Raw genomic sequence first — 14,326 nt, 5'->3', positions numbered from 1 at the left:
ACTTCGAGAAGTAAAAGCAAACTAGTGATTATCAACTCACAAGTGCCCACACAGATTAATAGGTTTCAAATTGTTAAAGAGCTTTTCTTCTACTTTCAAAGCGTTTTCGCCTTTCTGTGAAGAGGACGGTTATTTTATCGAATCAAGCTTCAGTGTCAAGCACTTATTTGAAACTTAAATTCTAAACCATCTTACTAACTCTGATTGCAAACCCCTTATGGGATGGGCTCTCCGTGTCAGTGAGGTCGCATTATAGAGAGTTAGATCACATTGGCAAGCTCTTTTTAAAGATAATTTCATATTTATGCTTTTATGGTTAAAGTACAAGCAAATCAGTGCTAAATTATCTTAATTACCCCATTTTATTAACAGTAACCTATCAATTTCAAGGGCTATCATATGAAATCATCATTACGCAGTTATAAATCTATCTTTCCTACGATTGGTTTACGTACATATATAGATACATCCAGTGTTTTAATTGGAGATATTACCATTGGTGATGATTCTAGCATTTGGCCCTTAGTTGCTGCTCGAGGTGATGTTAATTCTATAATTATTGGTCAACGAAGTAATATTCAAGATGGTTCCATCTTACACGTAACCCATAAGAATGAAGAAAACCCTAAAGGAGCGCCATTACTTATTGGAGATGATGTAACAATAGGACATAAAGTAATGCTTCATGGTTGCGAAATACAACACCGTGTACTTGTAGGGATGGGAAGTATTGTTTTAGATAATGCCATTATTGAATCTGATGTCATGATTGGCGCAGGCAGTTTAGTTCCACCAAATAAAACCCTTAAAAGTGGCTACCTTTATATAGGTAGCCCAGTAAAACAGATTAGAGAATTATCAGTAGAAGAAATTGCCTTTTTAAAAAAATCGGCAATGAATTACGTTTCATTCAAAAATGACTATATAGAGGAAGAAACTAATTAATGATAATTTCACCAGAAGCATTGAATTCTTCATCTTCTATCAATGCTTCTGCTTGTTCTTCTACATCAAAACGATATTCTTCAAAAACACGTAATGCATCTGCATCATTTATTATCACCCCTCCACTTTCAGACTCTAACCATGAAATAGCAACATGACATTGAATTAAATTTCCCATCTGCTGAGCAGAGAATAAAATAGTTTGTGTCTCTTCATTCCATTGAACATCGTCACTAAAAAGGATTGACTGATTCATTTAAATACCTTCTAAGTTTTTTCGTAATTCACGCAATATCTGTTTCCCACCAGGACGAAGACCTCGCCACACAGTAAAACTTTCCGCGGCTTGCCCAACGAGCATCCCTAGTCCGTCATAAGCTTGGTGTGCATGGTGTTTTAATGCCCATTGGTTAAATACCGTTTTTCCTTGACCATACATCATGTCATAGCTAATCGTATTTTTAGAAAAAATTGTTGCACTGATATCAGGTAGCTGTCCAGATAAGCTTGCTGATGTCGAGTTAATAACTATATCAAATGATTCATCAACCTCATTCATCCGTACTGCATTAATAGTTCCGTAATTTGAAAAGATAGTAGCCAGTGTTTCTGCTTTTTCATAAGTACGATTTACGACAGTAATAGAAGAGGGATTTTGCTTTAATAAAGGAAGAAGCACACCACGAGCCGCACCGCCTGCACCTATTAATAAAATGCGCTTACCTTGAAGTGGGATTTGGTATTGCAGTAAATCTTGAACCAGTCCTTCGCCATCAGTATTGTCGCCCAAGACAATTCCATCATCTAATTTCTTTAATGTATTAACCGCACCAGCTAGTTTTGCTCGCTCTGTTAATTGGTTTGCAAATTGAAATGCTTCTTCTTTAAAAGGGACAGTAATATTACAGCCTTTCCCACCGTTAGCGAAAAAATCAGTTACTGCATCTAGAAAACCATCCACAGGAGCCTCAATAGCAACATACTCTAAAGATTGAATTGTCTGACGCGCGAATAAGGTATGTATAAAGGGGGATTTACTTTGTGTTATTGGATTACCAAAAACAGCATACTTATCCATAAGTGATTCCTTTCAATAAATAACGTTAATTAAGTCACCTTACCTTAAAGAAATAATAGATGCATTAGCCTTGGCGTAATGTGTTTCCTGTTTTTGCATCACGAATTTCCGTAGGCTGAGTTCTATTACCTACCTCTCCCTCAAAAATAACGACCCCGGTATCTCCTAACTGTTTCTGAACTTCAGACACGGTTCGACAAGGTTCATAACCTGAAAGGTTTGCACTTGTTGAGGTAATCGGCTTTCCAAACGCTGAACAGATAGCTTTAACTTGTTCATGAGCAGTAACTCTAACTGCGATACTGTCAAACTGGCCAGTAACTAAAAAGTGTGTATTTTGGTTTACAGGAACTATCCATGTCACAGGTCCTGGCCATGTCGACTTTATCTGCTCTATTTGTTTACTCCCTAATTGAGATAAATCAACATAAGGAAGTAATTGCTCAATAGAAGCTGCGATCAATATTAGCCCCTTCTCTTGAGGGCGTTGTTTAACCGCTAATAACTTATGGATTGCAGATTCATTATCTGGATCACAGCCAACACCAAAAACACCTTCTGTCGGGTAGGCGATAACATCACCATTATTTAAGGCTTTTACGACTAGATCTAGATTCTTCACTCTTACACCATTAATTAGACTAAATTAGTCTCTCTATTCTATTGATAAGATTAAATCAAACAACTGCTTTCCATTTTTCAATTGTCAATAATAGTTAATAACTTGTATTTTTCCTTACGCAAACGTTTCCCTTCATCTCAAATACCCATATAATGCTGCCAACTTTTATATATTGCCAATATCTTTATCCAAGGAGTTCACAATGAAAGTCGGTATTATCATGGGTTCAAAATCAGACTGGCCAACAATGAAACTAGCCGCTGAAATGCTTGATCGCTTTAATGTTCCTTATGAAACAAAAGTAGTTTCAGCTCATAGAACCCCACAGTTACTTGCTGACTATGCAACTCAAGCAAAAGATCGTGGTATCAAAGTTATTATTGCTGGTGCTGGTGGCGCTGCTCATCTTCCTGGAATGGCAGCTGCGTTTACTAGTATTCCCGTTCTTGGTGTTCCTGTTCAATCTAAAGCACTTAAAGGGATGGATTCTCTTCTTTCTATCGTCCAAATGCCAAAAGGCATCGCAGTAGGTACTCTTGCCATTGGTGAAGCAGGAGCTGCCAATGCAGGTATTCTTGCAGCTCAAATCATTGGAACATCAAATGAAGAAGTGATGGCCTCTGTTGAAGCATTCCGTAAAGAGCAAACAGATACTGTATTAGCAAACCCAGATCCATCAGAGGACTAATCATGAAAGTGCTTGTACTCGGTTCAGGTCAACTCGCTCGTATGATGGCGCTTGCAAGTGCACCATTGAATATTGAAATTATTGCTTATGACGTAAATAACCAAAATGTTGTACATCCATTAACTCAGCAGCTTATTAATTTATCATTAGAACAAGCTATTGATGACGTTACGGTAATTACTGCTGAGTTCGAACATATTCCACATGATATTTTAGATATATGTAGCCAAAGTGGAAAATTTCAGCCAAATCCTGATGCAATAAAAGCAGGAGGAGATCGTCGCTTAGAAAAAGTGCTTTTGGACAATTCTAAAGTATCTAATGCCAAATACCACATCATCAATACAAAAGAAGATTTCTTAAACGCAATTGATATTGTTGGACTTCCAATGGTATTAAAAAGCGCACTTGGTGGCTATGATGGCAAAGGCCAATGGCGCTTAAAAGAACACGACCAAGTAAACCAAGTTTGGAATGAAATGGAAGAACTTATAAAGAGTTCACCAAACCAAGCAATGGTTGCTGAACAATTTATTCCTTTTAATCGTGAAGTTTCCCTGATCGGTGCTCGTAATAAAAATGGTGATATGGTGACATATCCTCTAACAGAGAATGTTCACGTTGATGGGGTGCTCGCACTATCAACAGCCTTAGAGGGTACCAGTGAATTACAACAGCAAGCCGATAAGATGTTTTCAGCTATCGCTGATGAACTTAACTATATAGGTGTGCTTGCAATTGAGTTCTTTGATGTCAATGGACAGCTACTAGTAAATGAAATTGCACCTCGAGTTCATAACTCTGGTCACTGGACACAACAAGGTACTGATGTTTGTCAATTTGAAATGCACATACGAGCTGTATGTAATTTACCTCTAAACGGTACTGAGCTACTTAGGTCAACAGCCATGATCAATATTCTAGGCGAAGATTCTTTACCAAAAAATATACTCACGATGCCCAACTGCCATGTTCATTGGTATGGTAAAGAGAAAAGGGCTGGAAGAAAAATGGGACACATAAATGTATGTGCCTCATCTTCAGAAAATCTACAAAAGGAACTGGCTACACTATCAACAATACTAGACAGGGACGCTTTCCCTGTTCTTGCATAAGATAATTGATATAGAGTAACTCTATCTATTTTTAGGAATAGTTATCGAGTTACTCTTTCTTTCCTTGTATCGCACTGCATTTTTTATCTGCACAAACAAGCTTTACTCCTGCCGCCGTTTCTTTCTTCAGTAATAAAGAAAAACCACACATTTGGCAACTACCACTCTGGGGCTCTAAATTAACGACAAAACGACAATTTGGATACCCGTCACACGCATAAAATGCTTTACCAAAACGTGATTTTTTTTCATGCAAAAGACCTTTATGACAGCTTGGGCAATCAATATGCACTTTCGGATCTTCTTTTTTTTGTTCCAATGACTCTATATGCGTACATTTAGGGTAAGAAGAACAACCAACAAACATTCCATAACGGCCTTGCCTTAGTACTAACTCACTCTCACACTCAGGGCAAGGAACGCCTAATTCTTTTACTATATGACCATCATTACTTTTTAGTGGGCGAATATACTCACACTCAGGATAGTTATTACACCCTAAAAATGGCCCCCTTTTGCCGTAGCGAATAGTTAATTCACCACTACATTCAGGACAAGATTCATGCTCTAAAGCGTGTTCATGAGCTTTAAATAATTGCTTATCTATTTTTCCAGACATCCAATAAAACCTTAATGCGTCATACCGACATCGGCAGTATAAAGTAACTCTTCCATCTGTGTATAAGCACTTTCTTGACCAGGGACGTTAAATAACACCATTAACACAACCCATTTCAAATCATCTAATGACAACTCATCAGTTTCTAAAGACATTACCTGCTCAATAACCATTTCTCTAGTTTCACAGGTAAGTACTTTTATTTGTTCTAAAAATAATAAAAAACCACGACAATCAGTATCAATACCATCAATTTCTTGCTGGGTATAAATACGCATTGACGTCGACGTATTTTTCTCGATATGTGTAAAGGAATCATCTTCTTGTAAACGAGCTAAATCTTCCAACCAATCCAGCGCTTTATAGACTGCGTCTTGGTGGAATCCGGCTTTAAGTAACTCATCTTCTAATTTTTCTTGATCTACACTTAATTCAACATCACTATGGATATATGTTTCAAATAGATACATCAGAACATCCATCATGGCTAGCCCCTCCGATTTTTAATGTAACCCCCTGGGACTGCAGCGATGAAACCTTGCAACTCTAATTCAAGTAATTGCATCATGATTTCATGTACAGGCATCTGACACCGCTCTGCGATAATATCAACAGGCGTCGCCTCACTGCCTACGGTAGCGAACACTTCAGGAAATGGCAATTGTTCTGTGATAACTTCTTGCTCAAATAATGACGGTTGGTGAGATATTGCGCACTCGGTTAACGCCCCAATTTCGTTAAATATATCTTCAGGCGTAGAAACCAGTTTCGCGCCCGCTCTAATTAATGCATTAGATCCCTTCGCTGTTGGGTTTTGTATTGATCCAGGAAGAGCAAAAACCTCTCGCCCTTGTTCATTCGCATATCTGGCTGTGATTAAAGAACCTGACCGTTCAGCAGCTTCTACGACCAGAACGCCTGTAGATAATCCACTAATTATACGGTTCCGTCTTGGGAAATTGTCAGGCCTTGGAGGTGCATCAGGACGAAATTCTGAAACTAACGCGCCGCTATCAATAACACGGTGCGCCAATGAACGATGTTTTGCGGGATAAATCCTTTCCAAACCAGAACCGAGAACCGCTATGGTTTTACCTTTCGCCTCGATGGCACCATGATGAGCATAGCCATCAACACCTAACGCTAACCCACTAGTAACAACATAATTATGTTGGACAATAGAACAAGCAAATTGTTTAGCACAATCTAACCCCTCAAGACTTGCATTACGACTACCTACGATAGCGACTTGTGGTTCAGATAACGTAAGAGGATCTCCCTTAACAAATAAAACTGGGGGAGGCGCACTAATCTCTGAAAGTAATTTAGGGTATATAGGATTCGTTAGTGCCACTATAGTATTAAGAGCACTTTGATTTTGCCACTCTAAGCATTGATTCACTTCTTTATGCTCAGAGCTTTGTAGGTAAGTAATTTGCGTTGATGACAACCCCAAAGCAATAAGTCGATCTGTGCTGTATTTCAATATATTTTCTGGTGAATCAACCGCCCATAAGCGAGTCATTATTTTTCCACCAATCCGAGGACAAAAACATAAAGTAAGCCAAGCAGATAAATGTGCTTCTGAAGTTGTCATAATTTAATCACTCCTTATTTGGAGAAACAGCTATAACACCTTTATGTATTGGCATCTCACTCCTAGTGATAAGCGCTAAACTAAATGTTTCATAAGGTCGAATAACGATTAACTCTCCAATTTGAGTTTGTGGTAGTTGGTGGCTATTCTTATTTTTTCCCTTATCAAGATCGTAGTAATATTCTCCTTTATTTCCTTTAACAACATAACCTTCTTCTTTCAAAGAAAACATACTGCCTTGAAATAAACCGTCATTACTTCCTCGATCAATAACTGCCACTTGATTCACCGCCAAATATTCACCGCCATCGATAGAACCTAATATGGATACGCCCATTCCTTTTGGTGCTGGTTGTGGGTAAAAAGTAGTCGTCAATTCCTTACTTATCTCACCAGACGTAATTGGAAGAACAACATCATTAATTGCAATTTCTTGTTGCTGCTTAACAACCTTTAACCCACTCATATCTTCAGTGCTTTCGGCCAATTCAGCCGTACCGACTAATCGCAATGCATAGGCCGTTTCTTTTATATCCTTTCTCGAAAATTCATTTACCGTTCTATAAATTCCCCATTCCTTATGTGTTAATTTTGCATCTACATATACTCTCTCATTACTACTTAGAAACTTTCTTCCATCACTTGTCCCAAGTACTCGGAATGATTCCCTATAATTATCTGCATCAATCAATCGATCGGATTGCAAATAAGGCACAACTAAACTCGTTGGCAAAGTTGGAACAGGTTCTTTAACTACCGTTCTCGTTTTAGGTGAAAGTTTTTTAAGTGGTTTAACACTAAGCACAGGGTTGCCGTTAAGCCAAGTCAGACTTAACTTGTCTCCTGGATAAATAAGATGGGGGTTATTAATTTCAGGATTAATTTGCCATAATTTAGGCCAAAACCAAGGGCTATCCAAAAACAAAGCGGATATATCCCACAGTGTATCGCCTTTTTTAACCGTGTAATTACTAGGATAATCTTGTTTTAACACCAATTTATCTTCACCTGAAAATGAAGTTGATGAGAAAACAATAACACTACAAAATGAAGTGAAAATGAATATTTTTTTAAACATGGTCCGCTTTCCTTATCAGACATTTGAACCGATGCTGTCATTTGCTTAATAAAATGTCTAGAATTGGAGCTATTAGGTTTACGCCGTTTACGGCGCAGTTCAACATTTAGAGTAATTATGGCTTTATTAGAAGTATTAACGTTCCCGGACGATCGTCTACGTACAGTAGCAAAACCGGTAGAAACAGTAACTCCTGAGATTCAAAAATTCATTGATGACATGATTGAAACCATGTACGACGAAGAAGGTATTGGTCTTGCTGCTACGCAAGTCGATTTCCATCAACGTATCGTTGTTATCGATGTATCTGACTCTCGCGATGAACCGATGGTATTAATCAACCCAATCATCACTCAAAAAAGTGGAGATGATGGTATTGAAGAAGGCTGTTTATCGGTTCCAGGAGCAAAAGGGGTGGTTCCTCGTTCAGCTGAAGTTTCAGTGACAGCACTTGATCGCGATGGAAAAGAATTCAGTTTCGATGCTGACGATTTATTAGCTATCTGTGTACAGCACGAATTAGACCATCTTGATGGCAAATTATTCGTTGATTACTTATCGCCGCTAAAGCGTAAGCGCATCAAAGAAAAACTAGAAAAAATCAAAAAATTCAACGAAAAAAAATAATCATTGGTATCGAGGTTCATTTGAACAAACCATTACGCATTGTCTTTGCCGGCACTCCTGATTTTGCTGCTCGTCATTTATTGGCGCTTATCAATTCTCACCATGAAGTGATAGGGGTCTATACCCAACCAGATCGACCTGCTGGTCGAGGGAAAAAACTAACGGCGAGCCCAGTAAAAGAGGTCGCTCTTGAACACAACATACCGGTGTTCCAACCTGAAAACTTTAAAAGCGATGAAGCAAAGCAAGAACTTGCTGAACTGAACGCAGACTTAATGGTTGTAGTAGCTTACGGTTTATTGTTACCACAAACGGTACTAGATACACCTAAATTAGGCTGTATTAACGTTCATGGTTCAATTTTACCTCGTTGGCGTGGCGCAGCTCCAATTCAACGCTCAATCTGGGCTGGCGATGCCGAAACTGGCGTAACCATCATGCAAATGGATATCGGTTTAGATACTGGTGACATGCTAAGTATTGCAACGCTGCCAATTGAAACAACAGATACCAGCGCATCAATGTACAACAAGTTAGCTGAACTTGGTCCTATTGCTTTAGTTGATTGCTTATCTACGATCGCGAATGGCACAGCGGTTGCACAAAAGCAAAACGATGAACTGGCTAATTACGCGAAGAAACTGAGCAAAGAAGAAGCTAAGATTGATTGGACTATGGATGCAGATGCTATTGAACGTTGTGTTCGTGCTTTTAATCCTTGGCCGATGAGCCATTTCTCTGTTGAAGATAAAGCGATAAAGGTATGGCAATCTCGCGTTGAAAATTACGAGGGAGATGCATTACCAGGAACCATCATTCAAGCAGATAAAACCGGGATCTATGTAGCAACAGGTACAAATGCAATTGTATTTGAACAACTGCAAGTTCCTGGAAAAAAAGCAATGGGCGTTCAAGATATTTTGAATTCTCGCAAAGAATGGTTCGAAGTGGGTAATACACTTAACTAACTCTTCAAAACATAAAAAAGGTGGCATAATTGCCACCTTACTTTTTAAATGGCAAATATCGTATTTGCCATTTTATTTTTGCCAATCATATTTTAGGTGATGACATGAACGTTCGTGCTGCGGCAGCAAAAGTTATTTATCAAGTTGTCGATCAGGGTCATTCTCTCTCTTCTGCACTTCCAAAAGCTCAATCCGAAATAAAACCTCGTGATCAAGCTTTACTGCAAGAGATCTGTTATGGCGTACTGCGCTTTCTTCCTCGTTTGGAATCTGTAGCTCAATCGCTAATGGATAAACCATTAAAAGGAAAACAACGTGTTTTTCACCACCTTATTTTGGTCGGAATTTATCAACTAAGCTTTATGCGCATACCTGCTCATGCTGCCGTTGGTGAAACCGTTGAAGGGACTAAAAACCTAAAAGGCCCAAAACTACGAGGCCTAATTAACGGCGTTCTACGTAGCTACCAACGTAACCAAGAAGAATTAGACACTAAATCAATCAGTCATGACTCTGGCAAATATGGCCACCCTGGTTGGTTGTTAAAAATGCTAAAAGAAGCGTACCCAACACAATGGGAATCGATTGTTGAAGCAAACAACAGCAAAGCACCAATGTGGTTACGCGTAAATAGCCAACACCACACTCGCGACGAATATATTGCATTACTTGAAAAAGAAGAAATAGAAGTAACACCACATAGCCAAGCAACAGATGCGCTATTGTTAGATAAAGCGCGTGATGTATTTACCTTGCCTGGTTTTGAGCAAGGTTGGGTATCAGTTCAAGATGCAGCCGCTCAGTTATCTGTAGAGTACTTACAACCACAAGATGGTGAACTCATTCTTGATTGTTGTGCCGCCCCAGGTGGTAAAACAGCACATATTTTAGAACGCACTACAGATACCAATGTCGTTGCTATTGATTGTGATGAAACTCGCTTAACTCGCGTATATGAAAACTTAGAGCGACTTAACTTAACTGCAAAAGTTATTTGTGGTGATGCTCGTCATCCTGAAGAATGGTGGCAGGGCGAACAATTTGACCGTATTTTGTTAGATGCACCTTGTTCTGCAACCGGCGTTATTCGTCGTCACCCAGATATTAAATGGTTACGACGCTCAGAAGACATTAAAGCACTTGCTGAGCTGCAAAGTGAAATCTTTGATGCTATGTGGCTACAATTGAAATCAGGCGGCACCATGGTGTATGCAACCTGTTCAATTACACCACAAGAAAACTGCGAGCAAGTAAAAGCCTTTTTAGATCGTACAAACAACGCATCTTTAATTGATAATACCGACCCAGCTAAACCGGGACGTCAGATTCTTCCTGGTGAAGAAAATATGGACGGCTTCTACTACGCTGTTTTACAAAAAGCATAATCTATATACGAGCGAGCAAGCGGTATGAAAATCATAATCTTAGGTGCTGGGCAAGTTGGCGGCACACTGGCTGAAAATTTGGTTGGCGAAAACAACGACATTACGGTTGTTGATAAAAGCGCTGAACGACTGCGTGAACTACAAGATAAATACGACTTACGTGTTGTTCAAGGATTTGCTAGTCACCCAGACACTCTAAGAGAAGCCGGAGCGCAAGATGCCGATATGTTGGTTGCGGTAACCAACTCTGATGAAACCAATATGATAGCTTGTCAGATCGCATTTACTATTTTCAATACACCAAACCGTATTGCTCGTATTCGTTCACCTGAATACCTAAAAGAAAAAGAGCGTTTATTCCAATCCGATGCTATCCCTGTCGATCATCTCATTGCACCAGAAGAGTTGGTTACAGGTTATATAGAACGCTTAATCGAATATCCAGGAGCACTACAAGTCGCGAGTTTTGCAGAGAAGAAAGTCAGTCTCGTTGCAGTAAAAGCGTACTACGGTGGTCCGTTAGTCGGTAATGCACTTTCAGCACTTCGTGATCATATGCCGCATATTGATACTCGTGTTGCGGCTATTTTTCGTCAAGGTCGCCCAATTAGACCTCAAGGCACCACAGTGATTGAAGCCGATGACGAAGTGTTCTTCGTCGCTGCAAGTAATCACATTCGCTCTGTTATGAGTGAATTACAGCGCCTAGAGCGTCCATACAAGCGTATTATGATTGTTGGTGGCGGTAACATTGGCGCAGGCCTTGCGAAGCGCCTAGAGCAAAACTACAGCGTTAAACTGATTGAACGCAATATGAAACGAGCAGAGCAATTATCAGAGTTACTTGAAGAAAGTATCGTTTTCTGTGGCGATGCCGCTGACCAAGAGTTATTAAGCGAAGAACACATTGATCAGGTCGATGTATTCATTGCTGTAACCAACGAAGATGAAGCCAACATCATGTCAGCCATGCTAGCTAAACGCATGGGGGCTAAAAAAGTAATGGTTCTTATCCAACGCAGTGCCTATGTCGATTTAGTTCAAGGAGGAGTGATTGACGTTGCTATTTCGCCACAACAAGCGACCATTTCAGCACTATTAACGCACGTTCGTCGTGCTGATATCGTTAACGTATCCTCTCTTCGTCGTGGCGCAGCTGAAGCTATTGAAGCGATTGCTCATGGTGACGAAACCACGTCTAAAGTTGTTGGAAAAGAAGTTCAAAATATTAAGCTTCCACCCGGCACCACAATTGGTGCTATTGTTCGTGGCGAAGAGGTTCTTATTGCCCACGATAAGACTGTGATCGAGCAAGATGATCACGTAGTTATGTTCCTAGTGGATAAGAAATACGTACAGGATGTCGAACGCTTATTCCAACCGAGTCCGTTCTTCTTGTAATTATGGTTAACTACAAACCGATCTTATTTGTTATAGGGCTTGTGCTGTCTAAGCTCGCCCTATTCATGTATATCCCAACCCTTGTTGCCTTATTTACTGGTACTGGTGGTTTTATCGAATTTGCACAAGCGGTTGCTATTACACACATAGTGGCATTTGCTTGTTTAACTTTGGGCCGCAGTAAGCAGTTTAAGATGAATGTGCGGGATATGTTTCTTATCACTACTCTGGTATGGACCATCGCCAGTACCTTTGCTGCTCTGCCTTTTGTGTTCATCAACCACATTAGTTTTACTGACGCATACTTTGAAACCATGTCAGGAATAACGACAACAGGCTCAACCGTATTAAGCGGCCTGGATGATATGGCTCCCAGTATTTTACTATGGCGTTCAACATTACAATGGCTTGGCGGTGTCGGCTTTATCGTAATGGCAGTAGCGGTTCTTCCTATGTTAAATGTCGGTGGTATGCGGTTATTCCAAACTGAATCATCTGATTGGTCAGACAAAAGTGCCCCAAGAACTAAGTATGTCGCCAAGTACATTGTTAACGTTTATCTCAGCCTAACTTTACTTTGTTTTTTAAGTTATTTAGTCACAGGAATGACACCATTTGAAGCAATAAACCACGCGTTCACAACGCTATCTACGGGAGGTTATTCAACATCTGACAGTTCAATGAATCGCTTTTCTAATAGTACTCACTGGGTTGCTTCTTTCTTTATGTTTGCAGGTGGTTTGCCTTTTTTATTATTTATTCAAGTACTTAAAAAGCGCGATCCCAAAGTTCTATTTAAAGATGCTCAAGTTGTTGGTTATCTTAAATTAGTATTAACCACCAGTCTCTTAATTGCAGCTTGGTTAGTTATTCATAATGACTATGAGATAATGGATGCATTGCGAGTTTCTGTATTCAATATAATATCAGTCGTCACTACGACAGGTTTTGGTTTAGATGACTTCACCGCATGGGGAGCATTCCCGGCCATTATTTTTGCCTTCGTAATGTTAACTGGTGCATGTTCAGGATCAACCGCGGGTGGTATTAAAATTTTCCGCTTTCAAATTGCCTCAACCATGCTCAATAAACAAATGATGAAACTTATCCATCCATCAGGGATATTTGTTCAACGTTATAATGGACGCCCAGTAACCGATGACATTGCTCGTTCAGTGGTTGCTTTAGTGTTTACTTTCATTTTAACAATTATTGTTATTGCTGCATTATTGGGCAGTTTAGGTCTTGACCCCGTAACCAGCATAACCAGTGCTGTTACGGCAGTCGCTAACGTTGGACCTGGAATGGGGCACATCGTTGGCCCTACAGGAAATTTTTCAACATTACCAGATGCTGCGAAATGGATATTAAGTATTGGGATGTTAATGGGTCGATTAGAAATTTTAACGGTATTAGTTCTCTTCTTTCCAGCCTTCTGGAAAGGATAAAAACCTGTAAATAGATACAAAAATGGCGCTAGAGTTTCTTTATAAAAGTATCTCTAACGCCATTTTTTATACTCGAAAAAGGGGGGTTATACCGGCTTCACATAATAATAAATCGATAAAAATTGAGTAATACACCCACCTAATACAAATAGATGCCAAATTGCATGGTTATATGGGATCTTCTTCGCAACATAAAAAATAACCCCTAAAGAGTAAATTACACCACCAAGGCCTAATAAAATAACGCCATTAATATCAATATGAATCACTAATTGATAAACCGCTATCACAGATAACCACCCCATAACAAGATAAGTAATCAGTGACAGTTTTTTAAACCGATAGACAAAAACAATCTTGCCTATAATACCAATCAAAGCAATAGCCCAAATAACAGCCATCAACCAATAGGCTAGGGGGGTACGTAAACTCACTAAAAGATAAGGGGTGTAACTACCTGCAATAAGCAAGAATATGGCACAGTGATCAAGCGTTTTTAATAAACGCTTTGCTTTAGGGGCAGCAATAGAATGATATAGCGTTGAGGCCAGAAACAGTAAAATAATACTGGCACCATACACAGACATACTCGCAAGAGTTAACCAATCTGCATCAACAGCATTCGCCTTAATAAGCAATAATGTTAACGCTATGACACCAAAAATAAGCCCTAAACCATGAGTTAGGCTATTGGCTAATTCTTCTTTTTTTGAATAAGGCATTGACATAAAGCTCCCATAGAGTGATTACTCGAC

16 protein-coding genes are annotated in these 14,326 nt (G+C 39.4%); 8 read left to right on the top strand and 8 right to left on the bottom strand.

Going from position 1 to position 14,326, the window contains the following annotated elements; genetic code table 11:
- Positions 1-399: 399 nt before the first annotated feature.
- Positions 400-945: a gamma carbonic anhydrase family protein gene (locus tag A6E03_RS17525; RefSeq protein WP_065594591.1), complete on the top strand. Its 546-nt coding sequence runs from the start codon at positions 400-402 to the stop codon at positions 943-945.
- Here the strand turns inward: A6E03_RS17525 and A6E03_RS17520 are convergent.
- The 3 genes from A6E03_RS17520 to A6E03_RS17510 form a co-directional block, all read right to left on the bottom strand.
- A complete protein-coding gene (locus A6E03_RS17520; RefSeq protein WP_065601406.1) occupies positions 938-1,201 on the bottom strand; it encodes a DUF1488 domain-containing protein in 264 nt (87 codons plus the stop codon). The genes A6E03_RS17525 and A6E03_RS17520 overlap by 8 nt on opposite strands.
- Positions 1,202-2,023 carry a shikimate dehydrogenase gene (gene aroE / locus A6E03_RS17515; protein ID WP_065594589.1) on the bottom strand — a complete coding sequence of 274 codons (822 nt, stop codon included), beginning with the start codon at positions 2,021-2,023 and terminating at the stop codon, positions 1,202-1,204.
- A gap of 64 nt (positions 2,024-2,087) precedes the next feature.
- A complete protein-coding gene (locus A6E03_RS17510; protein ID WP_065594588.1) occupies positions 2,088-2,645 on the bottom strand; it encodes a Sua5/YciO/YrdC/YwlC family protein in 558 nt (185 codons plus the stop codon).
- A 202-nt stretch (positions 2,646-2,847) separates the two neighbouring features.
- Between A6E03_RS17510 and purE the strand changes: the two genes are divergently transcribed.
- Both purE and A6E03_RS17500 read left to right on the top strand, forming a co-directional pair.
- Positions 2,848-3,333, top strand: coding sequence for a 5-(carboxyamino)imidazole ribonucleotide mutase (gene purE / locus A6E03_RS17505; protein ID WP_065594587.1), 486 nt, complete (start codon positions 2,848-2,850; stop codon positions 3,331-3,333).
- Between the two features lie 2 nt (positions 3,334-3,335).
- On the top strand, positions 3,336-4,448 hold the full coding sequence (locus A6E03_RS17500) for a 5-(carboxyamino)imidazole ribonucleotide synthase (protein ID WP_065594586.1): 1,113 nt from the start codon (positions 3,336-3,338) through the stop codon (positions 4,446-4,448).
- Between the two features lie 49 nt (positions 4,449-4,497).
- Here the strand turns inward: A6E03_RS17500 and A6E03_RS17495 are convergent, their stop codons facing one another.
- Genes A6E03_RS17495 through A6E03_RS17480 form a run of 4 tightly spaced genes read right to left on the bottom strand, consistent with a single transcriptional unit; the run spans position 4,498 to position 7,742 of the window.
- Positions 4,498-5,067: a type I DNA topoisomerase gene (locus tag A6E03_RS17495; RefSeq protein ID WP_065594585.1), complete on the bottom strand. Its 570-nt coding sequence runs from the start codon at positions 5,065-5,067 to the stop codon at positions 4,498-4,500.
- A gap of 11 nt (positions 5,068-5,078) precedes the next feature.
- Positions 5,079-5,552, bottom strand: a complete 474-nt coding sequence (locus tag A6E03_RS17490; protein WP_065594584.1) for a DUF494 family protein — start codon at positions 5,550-5,552, stop codon at positions 5,079-5,081.
- Between the two features lie 2 nt (positions 5,553-5,554).
- On the bottom strand, positions 5,555-6,664 hold the full coding sequence (gene dprA, locus A6E03_RS17485; protein WP_065594583.1) for a DNA-processing protein DprA: 1,110 nt from the start codon (positions 6,662-6,664) through the stop codon (positions 5,555-5,557).
- Between the two features lie 7 nt (positions 6,665-6,671).
- On the bottom strand, positions 6,672-7,742 hold the full coding sequence (locus A6E03_RS17480) for a LysM peptidoglycan-binding domain-containing protein (protein WP_065601405.1): 1,071 nt from the start codon (positions 7,740-7,742) through the stop codon (positions 6,672-6,674).
- A 117-nt stretch (positions 7,743-7,859) separates the two neighbouring features.
- On the opposite strand from A6E03_RS17480, the gene def reads away from it, so the two are divergent.
- From def to A6E03_RS17455, 5 genes are all read left to right on the top strand, one after another.
- Positions 7,860-8,369 (top strand): peptide deformylase, encoded by a 510-nt coding sequence (gene def, locus A6E03_RS17475; RefSeq protein ID WP_065594581.1) that lies wholly within the window; start codon positions 7,860-7,862, stop codon positions 8,367-8,369.
- A 20-nt stretch (positions 8,370-8,389) separates the two neighbouring features.
- Positions 8,390-9,337, top strand: coding sequence for a methionyl-tRNA formyltransferase (gene fmt / locus A6E03_RS17470; protein ID WP_065594580.1), 948 nt, complete (start codon positions 8,390-8,392; stop codon positions 9,335-9,337).
- Between the two features lie 104 nt (positions 9,338-9,441).
- Positions 9,442-10,722, top strand: a complete 1,281-nt coding sequence (gene rsmB / locus A6E03_RS20155; protein ID WP_065594598.1) for a 16S rRNA (cytosine(967)-C(5))-methyltransferase RsmB — start codon at positions 9,442-9,444, stop codon at positions 10,720-10,722.
- 24 nt (positions 10,723-10,746) lie between these two features.
- Complete coding sequence (gene trkA, locus A6E03_RS20150) at positions 10,747-12,123, top strand: Trk system potassium transporter TrkA (RefSeq protein ID WP_065594579.1); 1,377 nt, start codon at positions 10,747-10,749, stop codon at positions 12,121-12,123.
- A gap of 2 nt (positions 12,124-12,125) precedes the next feature.
- Positions 12,126-13,571, top strand: a complete 1,446-nt coding sequence (locus A6E03_RS17455; protein ID WP_065594578.1) for a TrkH family potassium uptake protein — start codon at positions 12,126-12,128, stop codon at positions 13,569-13,571.
- 86 nt (positions 13,572-13,657) lie between these two features.
- Here the strand turns inward: A6E03_RS17455 and A6E03_RS17450 are convergent, their stop codons facing one another.
- Entirely contained in the window at positions 13,658-14,299 is a 642-nt protein-coding gene (locus A6E03_RS17450; RefSeq protein ID WP_065601404.1) for a hemolysin III family protein, read from the bottom strand.
- Positions 14,300-14,326 lie beyond the last annotated feature (27 nt).

Origin of the sequence: Aliivibrio sp. 1S128 (assembly GCF_001691065.1) — a bacterium.
Classification (GTDB): Bacteria; Pseudomonadota; Gammaproteobacteria; order Enterobacterales; family Vibrionaceae; genus Aliivibrio.
This window is presented reverse-complemented; position numbering and strand designations above follow the sequence as displayed.

Bases quoted from the DNA above. Each gene is read 5' to 3' on its own strand.
- A6E03_RS17525 (WP_065594591.1), top strand. From the start codon at position 400: ATGAAATCATCATTACGCAGTTATAAATCTATCTTTCCTACGATTGGT.
- A6E03_RS17520 (WP_065601406.1), bottom strand. From the start codon at position 1,201: ATGAATCAGTCAATCCTTTTTAGTGACGATGTTCAATGGAATGAAGAG.
- aroE (WP_065594589.1), bottom strand. From the start codon at position 2,023: ATGGATAAGTATGCTGTTTTTGGTAATCCAATAACACAAAGTAAATCC.
- purE (WP_065594587.1), top strand. From the start codon at position 2,848: ATGAAAGTCGGTATTATCATGGGTTCAAAATCAGACTGGCCAACAATG.
- A6E03_RS17500 (WP_065594586.1), top strand. From the start codon at position 3,336: ATGAAAGTGCTTGTACTCGGTTCAGGTCAACTCGCTCGTATGATGGCG.
- A6E03_RS17495 (WP_065594585.1), bottom strand. From the start codon at position 5,067: ATGTCTGGAAAAATAGATAAGCAATTATTTAAAGCTCATGAACACGCT.
- A6E03_RS17490 (WP_065594584.1), bottom strand. From the start codon at position 5,552: ATGATGGATGTTCTGATGTATCTATTTGAAACATATATCCATAGTGAT.
- dprA (WP_065594583.1), bottom strand. From the start codon at position 6,664: ATGACAACTTCAGAAGCACATTTATCTGCTTGGCTTACTTTATGTTTT.
- A6E03_RS17480 (WP_065601405.1), bottom strand. From the start codon at position 7,742: ATGTTTAAAAAAATATTCATTTTCACTTCATTTTGTAGTGTTATTGTT.
- def (WP_065594581.1), top strand. From the start codon at position 7,860: ATGGCTTTATTAGAAGTATTAACGTTCCCGGACGATCGTCTACGTACA.
- rsmB (WP_065594598.1), top strand. From the start codon at position 9,442: ATGAACGTTCGTGCTGCGGCAGCAAAAGTTATTTATCAAGTTGTCGAT.
- trkA (WP_065594579.1), top strand. From the start codon at position 10,747: ATGAAAATCATAATCTTAGGTGCTGGGCAAGTTGGCGGCACACTGGCT.
- A6E03_RS17455 (WP_065594578.1), top strand. From the start codon at position 12,126: ATGGTTAACTACAAACCGATCTTATTTGTTATAGGGCTTGTGCTGTCT.
- A6E03_RS17450 (WP_065601404.1), bottom strand. From the start codon at position 14,299: ATGTCAATGCCTTATTCAAAAAAAGAAGAATTAGCCAATAGCCTAACT.